At 70.1% G+C, this 17,733-nt stretch carries 15 protein-coding genes; 6 read left to right on the forward strand and 9 right to left on the reverse strand.

Annotated features, from left to right (window positions below):
- Positions 1–5: 5 nt before the first annotated feature.
- Together ABIA33_RS36155 and ABIA33_RS36160 are read right to left on the reverse strand one after the other, a co-directional pair.
- Positions 6–725 carry a cytochrome b/b6 domain-containing protein gene (locus ABIA33_RS36155; RefSeq protein ID WP_370088089.1) on the reverse strand — a complete coding sequence of 240 codons (720 nt, stop codon included), beginning with the start codon at positions 723–725 and terminating at the stop codon, positions 6–8.
- Positions 667–1,389 (reverse strand): molybdopterin-dependent oxidoreductase, encoded by a 723-nt coding sequence (locus ABIA33_RS36160; protein ID WP_370088091.1) that lies wholly within the window; start codon positions 1,387–1,389, stop codon positions 667–669. Before ABIA33_RS36160 ends, ABIA33_RS36155 begins: the two co-directional genes overlap by 59 nt.
- 134 nt (positions 1,390–1,523) lie before the next feature.
- On the opposite strand from ABIA33_RS36160, the gene ABIA33_RS36165 reads away from it, so the two are divergent.
- Entirely contained in the window at positions 1,524–2,306 is a 783-nt protein-coding gene (locus ABIA33_RS36165; protein WP_370088093.1) for an SDR family oxidoreductase, read from the forward strand.
- Between the two features lie 73 nt (positions 2,307–2,379).
- On the opposite strand, the gene ABIA33_RS36170 is transcribed toward ABIA33_RS36165, so the two are convergent.
- Complete coding sequence (locus ABIA33_RS36170; RefSeq protein ID WP_370088095.1) at positions 2,380–4,212, reverse strand: bifunctional UDP-sugar hydrolase/5'-nucleotidase; 1,833 nt, start codon at positions 4,210–4,212, stop codon at positions 2,380–2,382.
- A gap of 308 nt (positions 4,213–4,520) precedes the next feature.
- Between ABIA33_RS36170 and ABIA33_RS36175 the strand changes: the two genes are divergently transcribed.
- A complete protein-coding gene (locus tag ABIA33_RS36175; protein ID WP_370088097.1) occupies positions 4,521–7,034 on the forward strand; it encodes a DEAD/DEAH box helicase in 2,514 nt (837 codons plus the stop codon).
- A gap of 71 nt (positions 7,035–7,105) precedes the next feature.
- Here ABIA33_RS36175 and ABIA33_RS36180 read toward each other — a convergent pair whose 3' ends face one another.
- Positions 7,106–9,157, reverse strand: coding sequence for a beta-galactosidase (locus ABIA33_RS36180; RefSeq protein ID WP_370088099.1), 2,052 nt, complete (start codon positions 9,155–9,157; stop codon positions 7,106–7,108).
- Positions 9,158–9,442: 285 nt separating this feature from the next.
- Between ABIA33_RS36180 and ABIA33_RS36185 the strand changes: the two genes are divergently transcribed.
- Positions 9,443–10,120, forward strand: a complete 678-nt coding sequence (locus tag ABIA33_RS36185; protein ID WP_370088102.1) for a response regulator — start codon at positions 9,443–9,445, stop codon at positions 10,118–10,120.
- Positions 10,117–11,361 carry a sensor histidine kinase gene (locus tag ABIA33_RS36190; protein WP_370088104.1) on the forward strand — a complete coding sequence of 415 codons (1,245 nt, stop codon included), beginning with the start codon at positions 10,117–10,119 and terminating at the stop codon, positions 11,359–11,361. Before ABIA33_RS36185 ends, ABIA33_RS36190 begins: the two co-directional genes overlap by 4 nt.
- A gap of 66 nt (positions 11,362–11,427) precedes the next feature.
- Here the strand turns inward: ABIA33_RS36190 and ABIA33_RS36195 are convergent, their stop codons facing one another.
- On the reverse strand, positions 11,428–13,200 hold the full coding sequence (locus ABIA33_RS36195; RefSeq protein WP_370088106.1) for a phosphatidylglycerol lysyltransferase domain-containing protein: 1,773 nt from the start codon (positions 13,198–13,200) through the stop codon (positions 11,428–11,430).
- 301 nt (positions 13,201–13,501) lie between these two features.
- Between ABIA33_RS36195 and ABIA33_RS36200 the strand changes: the two genes are divergently transcribed.
- Complete coding sequence (locus ABIA33_RS36200; protein ID WP_370088108.1) at positions 13,502–14,092, forward strand: hypothetical protein; 591 nt, start codon at positions 13,502–13,504, stop codon at positions 14,090–14,092.
- Positions 14,093–14,147: 55 nt separating this feature from the next.
- Here the strand turns inward: ABIA33_RS36200 and ABIA33_RS36205 are convergent, their stop codons facing one another.
- The gene (locus ABIA33_RS36205) at positions 14,148–15,449 is read right to left on the reverse strand and encodes a hypothetical protein (RefSeq protein WP_370088117.1); all 1,302 of its coding nucleotides are present in this window, start codon (positions 15,447–15,449) and stop codon (positions 14,148–14,150) included.
- Between the two features lie 314 nt (positions 15,450–15,763).
- Here ABIA33_RS36205 and ABIA33_RS36210 point away from each other — a divergent pair, with 314 nt between their 5' ends.
- Positions 15,764–16,402 carry a hypothetical protein gene (locus tag ABIA33_RS36210; protein ID WP_370088110.1) on the forward strand — a complete coding sequence of 213 codons (639 nt, stop codon included), beginning with the start codon at positions 15,764–15,766 and terminating at the stop codon, positions 16,400–16,402.
- A gap of 28 nt (positions 16,403–16,430) precedes the next feature.
- Here ABIA33_RS36210 and ABIA33_RS36215 read toward each other — a convergent pair whose 3' ends face one another.
- From ABIA33_RS36215 to ABIA33_RS36225, 3 genes are all read right to left on the reverse strand, one after another.
- Positions 16,431–16,811 (reverse strand): hypothetical protein, encoded by a 381-nt coding sequence (locus tag ABIA33_RS36215; protein WP_370088112.1) that lies wholly within the window; start codon positions 16,809–16,811, stop codon positions 16,431–16,433.
- The gene (locus ABIA33_RS36220; RefSeq protein ID WP_123494149.1) at positions 16,808–17,026 is read right to left on the reverse strand and encodes a toxin-antitoxin system HicB family antitoxin; all 219 of its coding nucleotides are present in this window, start codon (positions 17,024–17,026) and stop codon (positions 16,808–16,810) included. The genes ABIA33_RS36215 and ABIA33_RS36220 overlap by 4 nt, the downstream gene beginning before the upstream one ends.
- Positions 17,027–17,128: 102 nt before the next feature.
- On the reverse strand, positions 17,129–17,488 hold the full coding sequence (locus tag ABIA33_RS36225) for a tetratricopeptide repeat protein (RefSeq protein ID WP_370088119.1): 360 nt from the start codon (positions 17,486–17,488) through the stop codon (positions 17,129–17,131).
- Positions 17,489–17,733: the final 245 nt, after the last annotated feature.

Genomic DNA, 17,733 nt, shown 5'->3' on the forward strand with positions numbered 1-17,733 from the left:
CCGGTTCAGCGGTCCTTGGGGGCCGGGTCCTCCTCCCAGAGCGGGTGCTCGCGCCGCGCCCAGGCCCGGGACACCCGCCCGGTGCGCATCCCGTAACGGGACTCCGGGTCCTTCACGGCCATCCGGATGTGGCCGATCACCAGCACGCCGATCACCAGCGCGAGCCAGTCGTGCACAAAGGTCGAGCCGGTGCGCCAGTTGAGCGAGACCAGGTCGGGGAACCACATCAGCAGCCCGGTCCCGATCATGACCAGCGTCGCCCCCGCGATCATCGCCGCGTAGAGCTTCTGCCCCGCGTTGAACTTCCCGGCCGGCCCGGCAGCCCTGCTGCCCCGCCGCATCGCGCGCCACACCCAGCCGCGGTCCTGCGGGCCGAAGCGGTTGAGCCGGCGCAGGTCGGCGCGCATCGACTTGAAGAGGAGTCCGGCCGCGAGCGGCAGCGGCAGCAGCACGCCCGACCACTCGTGGACGATGACCAGCAGCCTGCGGCGGCCGACGAGCTCCGCCAGGAAGGGCAGGTAGAGAAAGGCGGCGGTGACGATGGCGGTCATCATCAGCGTGGACGTGGTCCGGTGGACCCAGCGCTCGGCGACGGTGAAGCGGGCGAGTTCTGCGGACGGCGATCCGGTGGACGGCGATCCCACGGAAGACGCCTCGGGGCCGGGCTCAGGAGGTCGGGGCATCATTGCGCCCGTTGGACTTTCCGACCCATGCTTCGACGTCATAGCCGTAGTGCTCCCAGTAGCCGGGCATGACCCGGTCGGTGACAGTGATCCCGGACAGCCACTTTGCGGATTTGTAGAAGTACATGGGCGCGGCGTAGAGCCGCACCGGGCCGCCGTGGGCCGCGGTGACCGGAGAGCCGTTCATCTCGTGCGCCACCATCATGTCGGGGCGGCGGGCCTCGTCCAGGGTCAGGCTCTCGCTGTAGACGCCGTCGAAGCAGGTGAAGCGCAGCGCCTTGCCCTCCGGCTTCACGCCGGCCGCGTCCAGCAGCTGCGACAGCAGCACGCCGCCGAACTCGGTGTTGGGCACGCGCCAGCCCGTCACGCACTGCACGTCCTTGACCAGCTTGGTCTGCGGCAGCGCCTTCAGCTGGTCCAGCGTGTACGTGCCGGGGCGATCCACCAGGCCGTCGACGGTCAGCCGGTAGGTCTGGGCGTTGCGGTGCGGGATGGAGTCGGCGACGGAGTAGAAGCGGAAGCCCCCGCCACCGGGCAGCAGCCCGGTGAGCCCGGTCGGATCCTTGCTGTTGACCGTCGCCAGGACGCCGTCAAGACCACTCTGGATCTTCGCCCCGAAGGTCACCCCCACCGCCCCGAGCGCGGCGACGCCCAGCACGACCCGCCTCCCGACCGGCTTGCCTGCCGCCGTCCCGTCCTTGTCCATATATCGATTGGAACACTCCAAAGGGGCGATGAACAGCAAAAACGGGCTTCTGACAGGCTTCCGTAACCTGCGCCGACCCGCCTGGCGAGCCATCGGTCTGGACTTCTGCCGCCGAATCAGCCACACCTGTGTCCATGCCTGGAGCTGGAACAAGCGCGATCGTCACCGGTGGGTCCCGTGGGATCGGCCTCGCCGTGGCTCGGGGGCTGCTCGCGCGCGGGGTCGACGTCCTGCTCACCGCCCGCGGCACGGAGGGCGTCGAGGCGGCCGTGGCCGCGCTGCGGCAGGAGGCCGGTCCCGGCTGGGGCCGGGTCGAGGGGCGGACCGGTTCGGTTGGCGACCCCTCGGCGGCCGCCGGGTGGGTCGCGGACTGCCTGGACCTGTTCGGCTCGGTCGACCACCTGGTCAACAACGCCGGCGCCAACCAGCCCTTCGGCCCGGCCGTGGACGGCGACCCGGCAGCCTGGCTCGACACCTTCGCCGTCAACGTCCACGGCCCGCTCGCGCTGGTCCGCGCGGCCTGGCAGCACTGGATGCGGGACCACGGCGGGGCCGTGGTCAACGTGGTGACCGAGGGCGTCCACGGGGTCGGGCCCGGCCTGGCCGCCTACGAGACCAGCAAGGCCGCGCTGCTGCAGCTAACCCGGCATCTCGCCGCCGAACTCGCCCCTGGCGTCCGGGTGAACGCCGTCTCCCCCGGCCTGGTCCGCACCGAACTCGCCCGCTCCTACTGGGAACGCGAGGAGCCCAAGGTCACGTCCGAGACCCCGCTGGCGCGCCTCGGCGAACCGGAGGACATCGCCCGGGCCGTGCTCTGGCTGCTCTCCCCGGAAGCGTCCTGGGTCACCGGAACGGACCTCCTCGTCGACGGCGGCCGCCGCGTCCGCGCGGGCCGCGCAGACCGCGCCTCCTGGTAGCGGCGGGCGACCTCCCCGCTCGTCCCGCGTCGGAGCGACGCGGGACGTGCGGGGAGCCCGTGGTGACGAGCTGTCAGAACAGCGGGACGCCGTTGCGGACCAGCCGCCAGCCGGGGGCGGCCGCGAAGTCGGCCGGGTTGATGCTGCCCTTGGCCTTGACCCAGGCGATGATCGTGTTGCGGATCTCGTCCGAGCTGCTCCAGATCTGCTGGGCCGTGGCCACATGCGGGAAGTTGCCGCCGCCGCTGGCACGGTAGTTGTTGACGGCCAGCGCGAACTGCTGGGCAGGGTCGATCGGAGCACCGTTGTAGTTGAGGTTGAGGATGCGGGAGCCGACCGCGTGCGAGACGTCGATGTCGTAGGAGACCCCGTACACCTCGTCGTAGTTGTAGTCGGGCAGTCCGTTGGCATTGGTGAGGGTCGACTTGTCGATGGGTGCGCCCACCGGCAGCGTGTTGTAGTACTCGGCCGAGAACTCCAGGTAGTCCTTGATCTGAGCGCCCGTCAGGATCACGGCGGCGAGCGTGTTCTCGTAGATGTAGAGGCCCGCCGCGTCGCGCAGCCGTACCTGGCCTGCGGGGATGTCGGCGGTGCGGTTGAACGGCGCAGCCTGGGCCAGTACGGGCAGGTTGGCATAGGCCGTGCCCGCGAGTCCGGCCTTCACCGTGTCCTGCTGGACCCGGCCGATGAGGTCGATGATCGGCACGTTCTGGAACGGGGCCTCGGCGATCGACAGTTCGGCGGTGCAGCTGCCGATGACCTGGTTGACGTAGGCGATCACCGCCGCGTGCTCCTTGGCGAGGATTTTGGTGACCTCCGGGTCCTCGGCCACGGTGTTGGAGTTCAGCACCGTCGAGCTGACCGAGTTCACCTTCCAGGCGCCGTGCACCAGCTCCATCACGAAGTCGAAGCGGGTGAGCCGCATCCCCCACTTCAGTGGCTCGGACAGGACCACGGTCCGGCCCGTCGCCGTGTTGGTGATGAGCCGCTGGTCCACCTCCTTGTGGGTGTGGCCGACGAGCACCGCGTCGATGCCGGGCACGTTCGCGGCCATCTCGCCCGAGGCGTCCTCGGGCCAGGGCAACTGGTCGCCGTAGGAGGTGGGCTCGTCGATTCCGGAGTGGGCGGACACCACGACGACGTCCGCCCCCGCGCTGCGCAGCCGGGGCACGTACACCGCCGCCTGCTCGGCGATGCCGGGGAAGGTCATCTGCCCGGCGACGTTCGCCTTGTCCCAGATCGCGATGCCCGGGTTGGTCAGGCCCAGGATGCCGACCTTGATGTCGGGCGCGCCGTGCACCTCGATCCGCTTGATGATGTACGGGCGGAATGCGGGCTTGGAGGTCCTGCTGTCAATGGCGTTGGCGGCCAGCAGCGGGAAGTCGCACTGCTTCTCGAAGGCCCGCAGAGTGGGGATGCCGTAGTTGAACTCGTGGTTGCCCAGTGCGGCCGCGTCGTAGCGGATGTGGTTCATGGCGAGGGCCATGGGGTGCTTGGGGGCCTTGTGGCCTCCCACGGTGATCGGCGCGACCCGGGCGAAGTAGTAGCTGAGCTGGGTGCCCTGGATCATGTCGCCGGCGTCGATGAGCAGGGTGCGATCGTGGCCGATCTCCGCGCGGAGCTGCTTGACCAGGGTGGAGATCTTGGCCAGGCCGACGTCGTTCTGTGCGGCGTCCTCGTACTCGGCGTTCTTGAAGTAGTCCCAGTTGACGCAGTTGCCGTGGACATCGGTGGTGCCGAGGACCGAGAAGGAGTACGTCCTCGGCGGCCGGTGGCTGTGGTCGCTGCCGAGGTCGTTCTGCGGAGTCGCGGCTTCGGCAGCGGCGCCGGACGCTCCGGCGGCGACAGCCGTCCCGGCGGCGACAGCAGCGGTACGGGCGACGAAGTCACGGCGGTTCAGGGGCACAGGGTCTCCATGCGGGCAGGTGGGGACACCGCGGGCGCGGGGTCCACGACGACAGGGGGAACCGGGCGCGCAGCGGTGCCGCAACGCGCGTAGACAGACGCGCGTAGAAGTCTGCACCGCAGCCACCGCCCTGCGATAGACCCTGGAGGTTTCCAGGAGGTTGCCGATCGGTGCCGCGGCCGCCCCAGGCTCCGCCCGCACCGGCGCCGGTCCCCGGCAGGGCTCGGGCCGGGCCCACGCGGGGCGCTCACGGGCCCGCGGCTGGCCCGGTTGACCACGCTTGCCGCCGAACCAGGCAAGATGGTGGAGTGACCCTGACTGATCTCATCCCCGCCGACCCACAGCCCGACGACCTGTTCACCGCGTTCGCGGGCTGGGCGGAGGAGCGGGGCATCACCCTCTACCCCGCGCAGGAGGAGGCGCTGATCGAGATCGTCTCCGGTTCCAACGTCATCCTGAACACCCCCACCGGGTCCGGAAAGAGCCTGGTCGCCGCCGGCGCGCACTTCGCCGCCCTGGCGCGGGGCGAACGCACCTTCTACACCGCCCCGATCAAGGCCCTGGTGTCGGAGAAGTTCTTCGACCTGGTGAAGATGTTCGGCACCGGCAACGTGGGCATGATGACCGGCGACGCCAGCGTGAACCCCACCGCACCGATCATCTGCTGCACCGCCGAGGTGCTGGCCAGCATGGCGCTGCGGGACGGACCGCAGGCCGACATCGGCCAGGTCGTCATGGACGAGTTCCACTTCTACGCCGAACCCGACCGGGGCTGGGCCTGGCAGGTCCCGCTGATCGAGCTCCCCCGGGCGCAGTTCCTGCTGATGTCGGCGACCCTCGGCGACGTCCGCCGCTTCGAGGCCGACCTCAAGCGCCGCACCGGCCGCGTCACCACGACCGTCTCGTCGGTGACCCGCCCGGTGCCCCTGTTCTACGAGTACCAGCGCACCCCCATCCACGACACTCTGGAGCAGTTGCTCTCCACCGGGCAGGCCCCGGTCTACGTCGTGCACTTCACCCAGGCCGCGGCCGTCGAGCGGGCCCAGGCGCTGATGAGCATCAACATGTGCTCCAAGGCCGAGAAGGACGCCATCGCGTCCCTGATCGGCAACTTCCGCTTCACCACCAAGTTCGGCCGCAACCTGTCGCGCTTTGTGCGCCACGGCATCGGCGTGCACCACGCCGGCATGCTGCCCAAGTACCGCCGCCTGGTCGAGCGCCTCGCCCAGGCCGGGCTGCTCAAGGTGATCTGCGGCACGGACACCCTCGGCGTGGGGGTCAACGTCCCCATCCGCACGGTGCTCTTCACCGCGCTGGCGAAGTACGACGGACAGCGCGTCCGCCTGCTCCGCGCCCGCGAGTTCCACCAGATCGCCGGACGCGCCGGGCGCGCGGGATTCGACACCGTGGGCACCGTCGTCGCCCAGGCCCCCGAGCACGTCGTGGAGAACGAGAAGGCCCTGTCCAAGGCCGGCGACGACCCGAAGAAGCGGCGCAAGGTCGTCCGCAAGAAGGCCCCGGACGGATTCATCTCCTGGGGCGAGGAGACCTTCACCAAGCTCATCGACGCCCAGCCGGAGCCCCTGGTCTCCAAGTTCCGGGTCAGCCACCTGATGCTGCTGTCCGTCATCAACCGTCCCGGCAACGCCTTCGAAGCGATGCGCCACCTGCTCACCGACAACGACGACGACGCCAGGTCACGCCGCCGCCACATCAGCCAGGCCATCGCCATCTACCGCTCGCTGCTCGCGGGCGGCGTCGTCGAGCGCCTGGACACGCCGGACGAGACCGGACGCATCGTCCGCCTCACGGTCGACCTGCAGTCCGACTTCTCGCTCACCCAGCCGCTGTCGACCTTCGCCCTGGCCGCCTTCGAACTCCTCGACGTCGAGTCCCCCTCCTACGCCCTGGACGTGCTCAGCGTCGTCGAGGCGACCCTCGACGACCCGCGCCAGATCCTCGCCGCCCAGGAGAACAAGGCGCGCGGCGAGGCCATCGGCGAGATGAAACGCAACGGCGTCGAGTACGAGGAGCGGATGGAGCGGCTGCAGGAGATCACCTACCCCAAGCCGCTGGAGGAACTGCTCAACCACGCCTACGAGGTCTACCGGCGGGTCCACCCATGGATCGGCGACCACCCGCTGCGGCCCAAGAGCGTCGCCCGCGACCTCTACGAGCGCGCGATGACCTTCACCGACTACGTGGGCTTCTACGAGCTGGCCCGCACCGAGGGCCTGGTGCTGCGCTACCTGGCCGGCGCCTACAAGGCGCTGGAGCACACCGTCCCGGACGACCTGAAGTCCGAGGACCTGCGCGACCTCATCTCCTGGCTGGGCGAGCTGGTCCGCCAGGTCGACTCCAGCCTCCTGGACGAGTGGGAGCAACTGGCCAACCCCACCGACGAGATCGAGACCGCCGACGCCCTGGACGAGAAGACCACCCCGGTCACCGCCAACGTCCGCGCGTTCCGGGTGCTGGTCCGCAACGCGATGTTCCGCCGGGTCGAACTGGCGGCGCTGGAGCGCTACTTCGACCTGGGTGAGCTGGACGCCGAGGACGGAGGCTGGGACAAGGACCGCTGGGCCGACGCCATGGACGCCTACTGGGACGAGCACGACGACCTGGGTGCGGGTCCGAACGCGCGCGGGCCGAAGATGCTGCTCATCGACGAGGACTCGGTCCAGGGGGCCTGGCTGGTCCGCCAGATCTTCGACGACCCGGCCGGTGACCACGACTGGGGCATCAGCGCCGAGGTCGACCTCACCGCCTCCGACGAGGAGGGCCGCGCGGTGCTGCGGGTGACCGCCGTCGACCGGCTGTGACCCGTTCGACGTGAGGTGGTTCGAGGGGCCTGGACGGGGCCGCCGGTCGACCGGCGGCCCCGTGCGGTGTGTCAGAGCCCGCCGACGGCCAGAACCCGTACTCCGCCTGCCGGAACGGTGAGTTCGCTGTCCACCGGGGTGCCTCCGGCCAGCAGGTCGCGGCCTGTGCCGGAGAGGACGAAGTCGGTGCCGGTGTGGTTGATCACCACCTCGTAGACGGTGCCGTCGGCTCCCCGCCGCTGGACCCGCTCGACACCGTCGGGCAGTCCCGACGGCGGCTGGACGCCCGCGTCGGCGCAGGCGGCGCGGAGGATCGCGTCGAGGGTGCCGGGATCGGGCGCCGTCGCGACATACCAGGCGGTGCCCTCGCCGAACGTGTGCCGGGTGACGGCCGGCTTGCCCGCCGCCGGGCCGTCCTCGTGCCGCAGCACCGCTGCCGCGCCGTCGAGCGCCAGGTCCTCGGCCCAGCGAGTGGCTGAACCGGTGGCGGCCTGGACGGCAGCGGACTCGGCTGCCAGGGTCGTCTGCTGCCCCTTGAGCAGTGGCAGGAACTCCTCCACCCGCACGCCCAGGACGTCCCGCAGCGCGCCGGGGTAGCCGCCGAGGTGCACGGCGTCGTTCTCGTCGACGATGCCGGTGTAGTACGAGGCGAGCAGCGTGCCGCCGTCGCGCACGTAGGCGCGCAGGCTCTCGGCCCAGGCGGTGCGGGCGACGTACATGGAGGGGGCGACGACCAGCTTGTAGCCGCCGAGGTCCGCGCCGGGGTGGACGAAGTCGACGGTCACCCCGGCCCGCCAGAGCCGCTCGTAGTAGGCGTCGATCCGCTCCCGGAAGTCCAGGTCCACGGACGGCTTGAAGCCGAGCTCCATGCCCCAGCGGGATTCCCAGTCCCAGACGATCGCCACCTCGGCGGGCACGATGCTGCCACGCACCTCGCGCAGTGCGGCGAGGTCCGCGCCGAGCGCGGTGACCTCGCGCCAGAGCCGGGTGTCGGTACCGGCGTGGGGCAGCATCGCCGAGTGGTACTTCTCCGCGCCGGCGCGCGAGGCGCGCCACTGGAAGAAGAGGATGCCGTCCGCGCCGCGGGCGAAGTGGGCCAGGCTGTTGCGGGCCATCTCGCCGGGGCGCTTGGCGACGTTGCGGGGCTGCCAGTTGACGGCGGAGGTGGAGTGCTCCATCAGCAGCCACGGCTGCCCACCCGCGAGCGAGCGGGTCAGGTCGGCGGACAGGGACAGGCCGATGTGGTTGTCCGGTGCGGCTGCGGTCAGGTAGTGGTCGGTCGAGACGACGTCCACCTCGCGGGCCCAGCGCCACAGGTCGACGTTGTCCGACAGGCCTGCCATGAAGTTGGTGGTGACGGGGACGTCCGGGTCGAGGGCGCGGACGATGTCGCGCTCGCGGGTGTAGAGGCGCAGCAGCGCGTCGGAACTGAAGCGGCGGAAGTCGAGCTCCTGCGCCGGGTTCACCCCGGTGGGGGCCAGCCGCGGCGCGTCGATCTCGTCGAAGCTGCTGTAGAGCTGGCCCCAGAACGCGGAGCCCCAGGCAGAGTTGAGGGTGTCGACGGTCTTGTAGCGCTCGGCCAGCCACTCCCGAAAGGCGAGCACGGACTGCTCGCAGTAGCAGCGCGAGACATGGCAGCCGTACTCGTTGTGGATGTGCCAGAGCACGACCGCCGGGTGGCCCGCATAGCGGCGGGCGAGCTCGCTGGTGATCCGGGCGGCGGCCTCGGCGTACTCGGGCGAGCTGGGGCAGTAGGTCTGACGGGCGCCGTAGCCGAGGACCGTGCCGTCCGCTGTGACCGGGCGGACGTGCGGGTTGGCGGCCAGGAACCAGGCGGGCGCAGCGGCGGTGGGGGTGGCCAGGTCGATGCGGATTCCGGCCTCGTGCAGCAGGCCGATGACGCGGTCCAGCCAGCCGAAGTCGAACTCGCCCGGGCGCGGCTCAAGGCGTGCCCAGGAGAAGATGCCGAGGCTGACCAGGTTGACCCCGGCCTCGCGCATCAGCGCGACATCCTCCTCCCAGACCTCCTCGGGCCACTGCTCGGGGTTGTAGTCACCGCCGTACGCGATCGCGTCGAGGTTGATCCTGCGGGCGGCACGGCCTTCCGGGGACTCCACGGCCATGGACGGCTCCTTGACTTGATCCTGCTACCGGAACGAGATGAATATTCGGTTCTGTTGGCTTCTGGTGAAATCTGGTCGCATCGCGACAAGAGCAGCCTCTCTCGTCCGAGGAGGGTTCGGCAAGCCCGGGACGGCGTGACGGCAAGCCCGGCGTGGCTCGGTTGACGTCCTCTCGTACCCTCATAGGGGCACGGCCCGGTTCCACTTCCGCCCCGCCACCGTCCCACCACTCGTCCCACCACCCCGCCTCCGCGCCGGGTCCACCGAGAAGAAGAGGTCACCGCGTTGATCCGTGTGGTCATCGTCGACGACGAGACACTCGTCCGGTCAGGTCTGAGCCTGATCGTCGGCTCGGCCCCCGACATCGAGGTCGTGGCCACCTGCTCCGGCGGCGAGGCCGTGGAGACCATCGGCGAGCATGCACCCGAAGTGGTGCTCCTCGACATCCGGATGCCGGACGTGGACGGGCTCACGGTGCTGCGCTCGCTGCACGCTCTGAGTCGTCCGCCGGCGGTGGCGATGCTCACGACCTTCGACACCGACGAGTACATCGGGACGGCGCTGCGCGGCGGTGCCGCCGGGTTCCTGCTCAAGGACACCGATCCGGAACACCTCATGCACGCGGTGCGGGTGCTGGCGGCAGGCGGTCGCGTGCTGTCCCCCGCCGTCACGGACACCGTGATCGCCGGCTACCTCGACTCGGGACCCAACCGGGAGACCGCAGACCGGCTGCGCAGTATGACGACCCGTGAGCTGGACGTCCTTGCCCTGCTCGGCGAGGGCCTGTCCAACGCCGAGATCGCGGCCCGGCTGTTCCTCAGCACCGGCACCGTCAAGGACCACATCAGCGCGATCCTCGCGAAGCTGGGAACGTCGAACCGGGTTCAGGCCGCCGTCTTCGCCCACCAGGCGGGCCTGCTCGACAGCGGCGCCGACGACGGCCGTCCAGGGCCCCGCGCGTGAGCGGGCCCGCCACGTCCCGCTCCACCTCCACCCTCGGTTCCACCCCCTTACCAGCCGTCCCGGCCGTCCTCGGCACGCCCAGGCCCCGCTGGTACCTGCACCCCTGGCTGACCACGCTGACGCCCGTGGTGCTGGCCATGGCGGACGCCCTGCTCGCCAACGACCTCGACTCGGCCACGCAGATGTCGACGTCCATGCTGGCCGCCGCCGCGCTGCTGTTCCGAACCCGCTGGCCGATCCCGGTCCTGCTGCTCACCCTGCCGGGCATGCAGCTCAGCTTCATCTGGCTCGCACCGATGCTGGCCCTCTACACCGTCGCGACGATGTACCGCAGTCGCCTGCTGGTGGCCGGTTGCGCGCTGCTCGTCGCCGTCGCCCAGTTCGTGCCGTGGCCGATCCTCGACGTTCCGCTCGGCTGGGACCGGACGACGGCGCTGTCGGCGATGTACTCGCTTCTCACCGCGGCGGCCCCGGTCGCCCTGGGACTGCTGGTGCAGACCCGTCGCGAGCTGGCGGTGCGGCTGGACGAACTGACCCGGGGACAGGAACGCGAGCAGCGGCTCCTGGCGCAGAGTGTGCTCTCCACGGAACGGGCCAGGCTGGCCAGGGAGATGCACGACGTGGTCTCGCACCAGGTCAGCCTGATCTCCATCCAGGCGGGTGCGCTGCAGATCCGCTCGGACGACCCGGCGGCCACCGCTGAGGGCGCCCGGACGATCCGTCAGCTGTCGGTGAAGACCCTGGAGGAGCTGCGGCAGATGGTCGGGGTGCTGCGTGCCGCCGGCGGCGACGGGCGGGAGCTCTCGCCCCAGCCGACGCTGGCGGATCTGCCCCGGCTGGTGGCCGCGAGCGGCCTGGCGGCGGCCCTGGACGCCGATCTCGGTGCGGACCTCGGCATCGACCTCGGCTCCGACCTCGCCGCGGGCCCACGCTGGCCCGAACCGGTGGAGCGGGCGGCGTACCGGACGGTGCAGGAGGCTCTGACCAACATCCGCAAGCACGCGCCGGGCTCCTCGGTGACCGTCCGGCTCCGAGCCCGCAGCGGGCAGCTGCACGTCGAGGTCCGCAACGGCCCGGCCGCGCCGGGGGCAGAGGCCCTGCTGCTCCCCAGCGGCGGCCACGGCCTGGTCGGCCTCCGCGAGCGCGCCCAGCAGCTCGGCGGCACGCTGGAGTCCAGTCCGACCCCGGACGGGGGCTACGTCGTCCGGGCCGCCCTACCGCTCGCCTCAGCCTCGGGCTGAAGGCCGGGCAGGCCGAGCCTCACAAAGGCTCCGCCAAGCCACGCCGCCCCCATGTGCCGGTCGGTCTCAGGCCACGCGCTGCAGCTCCGGAGTCTGCGCCGGCACCGCCGCGCCGCGACGGCGTCGGCCGAACAGCGAGGGCAGCCGCGGTGCGGCGATGAAGCCCTCGGCGCAGGCGTTGACCAGAGCGATCCTGGGCAGGTCCCGGCTGCGCTCGAACAGCAGGTAGCGGGGCTCCCAGTTGGGCCGGTACTTGGCGTTGGCCCGGTACAGCGATTCGATCTGCCACCAGCGCGAGAAGAACATCAGCACCGAGCGCCACGCGCGCAGGAACGGCCCAGCCCCCAGCTTGGAGCCGCGCTCGAAGACAGCACGGAACACCGCGAAGTTCAGTGACACCCGCTTGATCCCGAGCTGCTCCGCGCCCTGCAGGAGTTCGATGACCATGAACTCCAGCAGACCGTTGTCGGACTCGCGGTCGCGCCGCATCAGGTCGAGCGACAGCCCCTGCTCGCCCCAGGGGACGAAGCTCAGCAGCGCTCGCAGCTCGCCGTCGCCGTCCCGGCACTCCAACATCACGCACTGCCCGTCGGCCGGATCGCCGAGGCGGCCGAGCGCCATCGAGAAGCCCCGCTCGGTCTGCCCGTCGCGCCACAGGTCGGCCCGGCGCACCAGGGTCTCCATCTCGGCGTCGCCGATGTCGGAGTGGCGGCGCAGCATGACGTTGTAGCCGGCCCGGCGCACCTTGTTGTGAGCTTGTCGCACGCCACGCATGGCCCGGCCCTCCAGAGTGAACTCGGAGACCTCGACGATCGCCTCGTCGCCCAGCTCCAGGGCGTCCAGCCCGTGCCGGGCGTAGACGATGCCGCCGTCCTCGCTGGCACCGGTGACCGCGGGAACCCAGGCGTGCTGCCGAGCCTGCTCCAGCCAGCACTCGATCGCACCCGGCCAGGCTTCGATGTCGCCGATCGGATCGCCGGAGGCCAGCGACACACCGCCGAGGACCCGGTAGGTGACCGCGGCCTTACCGGAGGGGGAGAAGATCACCGACTTGTCGCGGCGCAGGGCGAAGTAGCCGAGCGAGTCCCGCTCCCCGTGCCGTTCCAGCAGCGCCCGCAACCGCGACTCGTCCTCGGAGCACAGGTACTCCTTGCCCTTGGGCGAGCGGAACAGCGCGTAGAGGACCAGCAGCATCACACCGACGCTGAGGACGTTGACGGAGACGTCGACCCAGCGGGGGACGTCGACGTACAGGTTCTCGGAGCTGTCGAAGCCCAGGGTGACGGCGCGCAGAAGCACGTAGTGGACCCGGTCGACAAGGGTCGCACCCGACTCGACGTTGGTCGCACCCACCAGGAGCGTGCCCGCCACCAGGCTGAACGCGCCGCCGCCCGCGAACACGCCGAGCGCGAGCCGGGGGTTCGCCGCGTCGCCCTTGGCTCGGAACTCGCGGCGGCCGAGCAGCAGAGCTACCACGACAAGCAGGTTGACCGCCATGGTGACCCAGTTGAAGGCGTGCTCCCGCGTGTGCGCGTGCCTGACCAGGGCAGCCGCCAGGTCGGCCAGGAGCAGGCCGCTCAGCACCAGGTTGGCAATCCACGCCGCGCGCTTGTGACGGTTCATCATCACGGCCATCAGCAGCGCGAAGGCACAGGAGGTGAAGCCCGCAGTGAGCAGGTAGGGAGTGTAGAAGTCGCCGGTGTTGTGGTGGCGCACCTGGTTCCTGAACGAGACCGAGACGCCCGCGAGGAGGTTGAGACAGCCCACCGCCCGCAGATACCAGACGACGGTTCGGGCACTGGCGCGCTGCACACGCGGCGCTACTACGGCTTGAGACATCTGCTACGGCTCCGTGACGGACACGACGGGGGTTCTGGAACTCCGGGTCTCGCGCGGGTGAGCGCTCGCCTGGCCAGAATCAGCATGACGGGACGGCCACGCTCCCAGCGTCACCCCAGGGTCGTGACTGCCCCCCGCCGATCGGCGGGTAGTGGGTTGTTAGAACATGTCCTGGGAGTGGCGAGGGAACCAGATGACGCTCAGTTTCGTCACACTGTCACTTCATAGAATCGGAAAACTGGTGAACACAGGGGGAAGCGTGGAAGGCCGACCGACCGGTTCGAGAGCCCGGGCTCTGGGCATGGCATCACTCACTCTCCTGCTCCTCGCGGCCACGGGCGCCTGTGCCTCCGCGCCCAGGGTGCAACCGGTGGGCAAGGTCAGCGCGCCAACCCAGACCCCCTCGCACGGGACCACGCATCCAGCCTCCCCCGCACCATCCGCGAGCCCCAGGTTGTCCGCACCGCCGGCCCAGGCGGCGCTGGATCCGGTCGTCCAGCGCCTCGCACCCTACCTGCAGCGGCACTTCGGCAACAGCTACTCGTCGGTCCTGGTCGACAGCCCCAACAACCAGCTCGTCGTCTACCGGATCCCCGACACCCGCCTGGACTCGGCCGCGCGCGCCGTGGCCGGACCGGTCCACCTGTCGTTCGTGAACTCCCGCTACTCGTACGCACGCCAGCAGCAGCTGCTCAACCGCATCCTGGCCGACCGCGGCTACTGGGGACGGCACGGCGTCACGGTCAACAGCGTCGGCACGAGCAACGGCGTGCACTGCGCCGCGCTGGTCGACGTCAGCGAACACCCAGCGAGCGCGCAGCGGGCGTTCGACGCCCGCTACGGCGCGGGCGCCGTCAGGGTCAGCCAGCGCGGCCCGCTCAAGGCGGCCTAGCGGGCCTGCACCGATTTTCTGGAGCCCGGGGACCCGCCCCGGGCCGGATGGCGTGCTACGCGGGCGTCGAGGCGGTCCCGGCGGGCACGCTCGCCGCGCCGCCGGTGTACTCGCGCCAGTCGGCCGGCTTCTTCCCCACACCCAGCGTGCGGAGCTTCGCCAGCACTGCCGGATCCTGCGCCTCGAGCCACTGCACCAGCTGACGGAACGACACCAGCCGCACCCCTGGCTTCGCCGCGATGTCACGCAGCGCCCTCTCGACGGACTTCATGTAGATCCCGCCGTTCCAGCTCTCGAAGTGGTTGCCGATGAAGTACGGGGCGCGGTTGGTGCTGTACGCGCGCTCGAAGCCCGCCATGTACGCGCCGTACGACTGCTGCTGCCACAGCGGACGCTGCGCGGGGTCCCCGTTGATGTTGGCGTTGGACTGGTTGGCGAGCATGTTGTAGTCCATCGACAGCACCTGGAAGCTGTGCCCGGGGAACGGGATCGACTGCAGTGGGAACTCCCACAGCCCGCCCCGCCTCCCCGGCCAGACCTGGTTGCCGCCGGGCGAGCTCGCGTCGTACTTCCAGCCGAGGGCCCTGGCGGTGGGCAGCAGGTTGTCGCGTCCCATCAGGCACGGCGTTCGGCTGCCGATCAGCTCCTTGCGGTAGTCGAACGGCAGAGCCGGCAGATCGGTGAAGCCGGTATTGGTTCGCCAGTTGGTGACAAAGCTCACTGCCTGGTCGATCTCGCTGCGCCACTGCGCGGGGGTCCACGTGCCGACGCCGCTACCGGGACTGCAGAAGTGGCCGTTGAAGTGCGTGCCGATCTCGTGGCCCTCCAGCCAGGCCGCGCCGACCTGCTGCAGAGTCGCCTTGATGTGGTCGTCGGCCAGGTAGCCGATGTCCGAGGCACCGGGCTTGTGGCCCGGCGGCAGGTAGAGGTGCTTCTTGCTCTCCGGGAGCGTGTAGATGCCGGAGAGGAAGAAGGTCATCGTGGCCTTGGTCTCCTGGGCGACCTGCCGGAAGTGCGAGAACAGCTGCTTCCTGTCCTCGCCCGCCCCGTCCCAGGAGAACACCACGAACTGCGGCGGCTGCTCACCCGGCTGCAGCTTCGCCGCGACAGGCTGATTCGGCTGCGGCCCGGTGTCCGACGTCGAACCGTCGCCGATGAGCCGGCCCCCGGATGTCGTGGGGCTTGCCGAGACGGAGCCCGAGCCCGCACCGGGGTGCTGGGAGCCCGACCTTCCACCGGTGCGGCTGTCGCCTGAGGTCGACTTACTGGAGGCATCCGCGCAGGCGGTCGCTCCCAGGGCCGTGGCCGCCGCGACGGCACCTCCGGCCAAGACGTTCCTGCGGGACAGTGCGCCCATGGGGGGTGTCACCCGACCTTCTTGCTAGTACGGCTGTCTTGCTAGTACGACTGTGTGTTTGCTGAGACGAGGAACCAGCATGAATGGTTCGGGCCAAACAGTACGCATTCGGGCGCGCCACCCCCAGCATCCCGCATCCTCCCGCGATCCCCGCGTCGTCGCGGACACGCCGCGCCGCGATCCTTGCGACACGCCGGACCGCAGACGTGTCATAACGCATCGTCAGCAGTACGATGACCCGCCCATATGCGGGCGGGTCATCCCCTACGCTCACACCATGGTCCTCATACGATCCTCGGTGGCGGAGGTCGGCCATGGCTGACTGGGCGACAATTTCCAGCCTCGCCACCGCAGCCGGAACCCTGGTCCTCGCTGTGGCGACTTTCTCGTCCGTACGCTCGGCCAATCGATCCGCTCGGGCCGCCGAGCGGTCGGTCCAGGCCTCACTGCGTCCGCTGCTGATCTCCTCCCGGCTCGAGGCGCCCGACCAGAAGCTCATCTGGCAGGACGGCCACTGGGCACATCTACCGGGCAGCGCCGGCTATCTGCACGTCCAGGAGGGCTGCCTCTACCTCGCCGCGTCGATCCGCAACGTCGGCCCCGGCCTGGGCGTGATCCACGGCTGGCGCCTCGCCGAACGCCCCCAGTACGCGGAGAACGTCCACCCACCGGTCGACTCGTTCCGCCGCCAGGGCCGTGACCTCTACGTCGCACCGGGCGACACCAGTTTCTGGCACTCCGCGATCCGCGAGACCGCCGACCCCGACCACGCCACGCTGCTGCAACAGTTGAAGGAGCGCGACCGCGTCAACATCGACCTGCTCTACGGCGACCACGAAGGAGGGCAGCGCACGATCAGCCGCTTCTCCTTCATCGCGAGGCGCGACAGCGACACCGCGTGGTTCTGCCAGGTGGTCCGCCACTGGAGCGTCGACCGCCCCGATCCGCGCTAGGGGGGGTGCTGTCCGGCCCTGGTCCGTCCTAGACCACGTCTGTCAGCTGACGCAGCGCCTCAGCGGTGGCGAAGACGTCCGCGCGACGCTCCTTGGCGTGCTCGACCAGATCGGCCAGCGCGAAGCTGTTGGGAAGCTGCTTGATCCCCGCCATCGCCAGGTACGAACGCGTCAGGGTCGCGGCGTAGAACTCGTTCATGGGACTGTCCAGGGGTGGACACACCGCAAGGGTGTGCAGCAGTGCGGCAGCACGCCAGCAGATGTCGCGCGGCTCCTCGTCGGCCACCAGCACGATGTCGCTCGCGTGCCGCGCTATGGCAGCACTGATACCCGAAGGGTCCCAGACCGTCGGATCGGAGGGAAGGTGGTGGGCCAGTACGTTCCAGGCCCACGCCTCGTCAGCCTTCACGCGCTCTTCCGCCCGAAGCGCTCCTGGAAGTAGGCCCAGTTCTCTTCGGTGTTGAACTCCGCGGCGGCGTCCAGGGACCGTTGCCGGTCGGCGTCGAGCTCGCGCTTGGCGACCTCGGTCACCAACGCTGTGATCGTCGTCCCCTCGGCCGCCGCCCGCGCCGCCAGACGGGCGTGGAACTCCTCGTCCACCCGAATGGTGATGTGCTTCGACATGTCGACAGCGTACAGCGGACGCGCTGTACAAGCGACGCCCTCGCCTCGGCGCGTGACGGCAGACCCCGGTGCGGACCGGCTGAAGGGACGGTCACGCCCTGATCAGGACGTTGCGCCGCTGACTACAGGCTCGTCGAATTCACCCGAAAGAGCGGCGGCCATCCTCAGCCAGGGCTTGGCCTCCTCCGCCCGCCCCTGCCGCTGGAGCGTCCGCCCCAGCATGAGGTACGCGTAGTCCTCGACCGGGTCCCGACCGATGACCTCGCGCAGCTGCTCCTCGGCCCGCCAGAGCTGAGCCGAGTGGTAGTACGAACGCGCGAGCAGCATCCGCGCATCGATCTGCTCGGGCACCTCCTCAACCACGCCCTGCAGGATGCGCGCAGCTTCGGCGAAGTCCTTGGCCTCGAAGAACAGCCCGGCACGACGCCACTTCTCCGCGATGGACTCTTCCAGGAACTGCATCGACACGACCCTCTCTCCTATCGCTCGGGGCATGTGATCACTCACGCCTGCCCATAGGAGCGTAGGTGAAGCTTCAACTATTCCCGCGGTCGTGCGGGTCCCAGGCGGGCGACAGCGAGCGGGCGCGGCCCGCGCCGCCCCGGGGCGGCTGGAACGCAGTTAAGCCCCCTGACCGGTGGTCAGGGGGCTTACTGTCAATGGTTGTTCGGCGGCGTCCTACTCTCCCACAGGGTCCCCCCTGCAGT

Source organism: Streptacidiphilus sp. MAP12-16, from assembly GCF_041262165.1.
Classification (GTDB): domain Bacteria; phylum Actinomycetota; class Actinomycetes; order Streptomycetales; family Streptomycetaceae; genus Streptacidiphilus.

Bases quoted from the DNA above. Each gene is read 5' to 3' on its own strand.
- ABIA33_RS36195 (WP_370088106.1), bottom strand. From the start codon at position 13,200: ATGTCTCAAGCCGTAGTAGCGCCGCGTGTGCAGCGCGCCAGTGCCCGA.
- ABIA33_RS36200 (WP_370088108.1), top strand. From the start codon at position 13,502: ATGGCATCACTCACTCTCCTGCTCCTCGCGGCCACGGGCGCCTGTGCC.
- ABIA33_RS36155 (WP_370088089.1), bottom strand. From the start codon at position 725: ATGACGTCGAAGCATGGGTCGGAAAGTCCAACGGGCGCAATGATGCCC.
- ABIA33_RS36225 (WP_370088119.1), bottom strand. From the start codon at position 17,488: ATGCAGTTCCTGGAAGAGTCCATCGCGGAGAAGTGGCGTCGTGCCGGG.
- ABIA33_RS36180 (WP_370088099.1), bottom strand. From the start codon at position 9,157: ATGGCCGTGGAGTCCCCGGAAGGCCGTGCCGCCCGCAGGATCAACCTC.
- ABIA33_RS36220 (WP_123494149.1), bottom strand. From the start codon at position 17,026: ATGTCGAAGCACATCACCATTCGGGTGGACGAGGAGTTCCACGCCCGT.
- ABIA33_RS36160 (WP_370088091.1), bottom strand. From the start codon at position 1,389: ATGGACAAGGACGGGACGGCGGCAGGCAAGCCGGTCGGGAGGCGGGTC.
- ABIA33_RS36205 (WP_370088117.1), bottom strand. From the start codon at position 15,449: ATGGGCGCACTGTCCCGCAGGAACGTCTTGGCCGGAGGTGCCGTCGCG.
- ABIA33_RS36165 (WP_370088093.1), top strand. From the start codon at position 1,524: ATGCCTGGAGCTGGAACAAGCGCGATCGTCACCGGTGGGTCCCGTGGG.
- ABIA33_RS36210 (WP_370088110.1), top strand. From the start codon at position 15,764: ATGGCTGACTGGGCGACAATTTCCAGCCTCGCCACCGCAGCCGGAACC.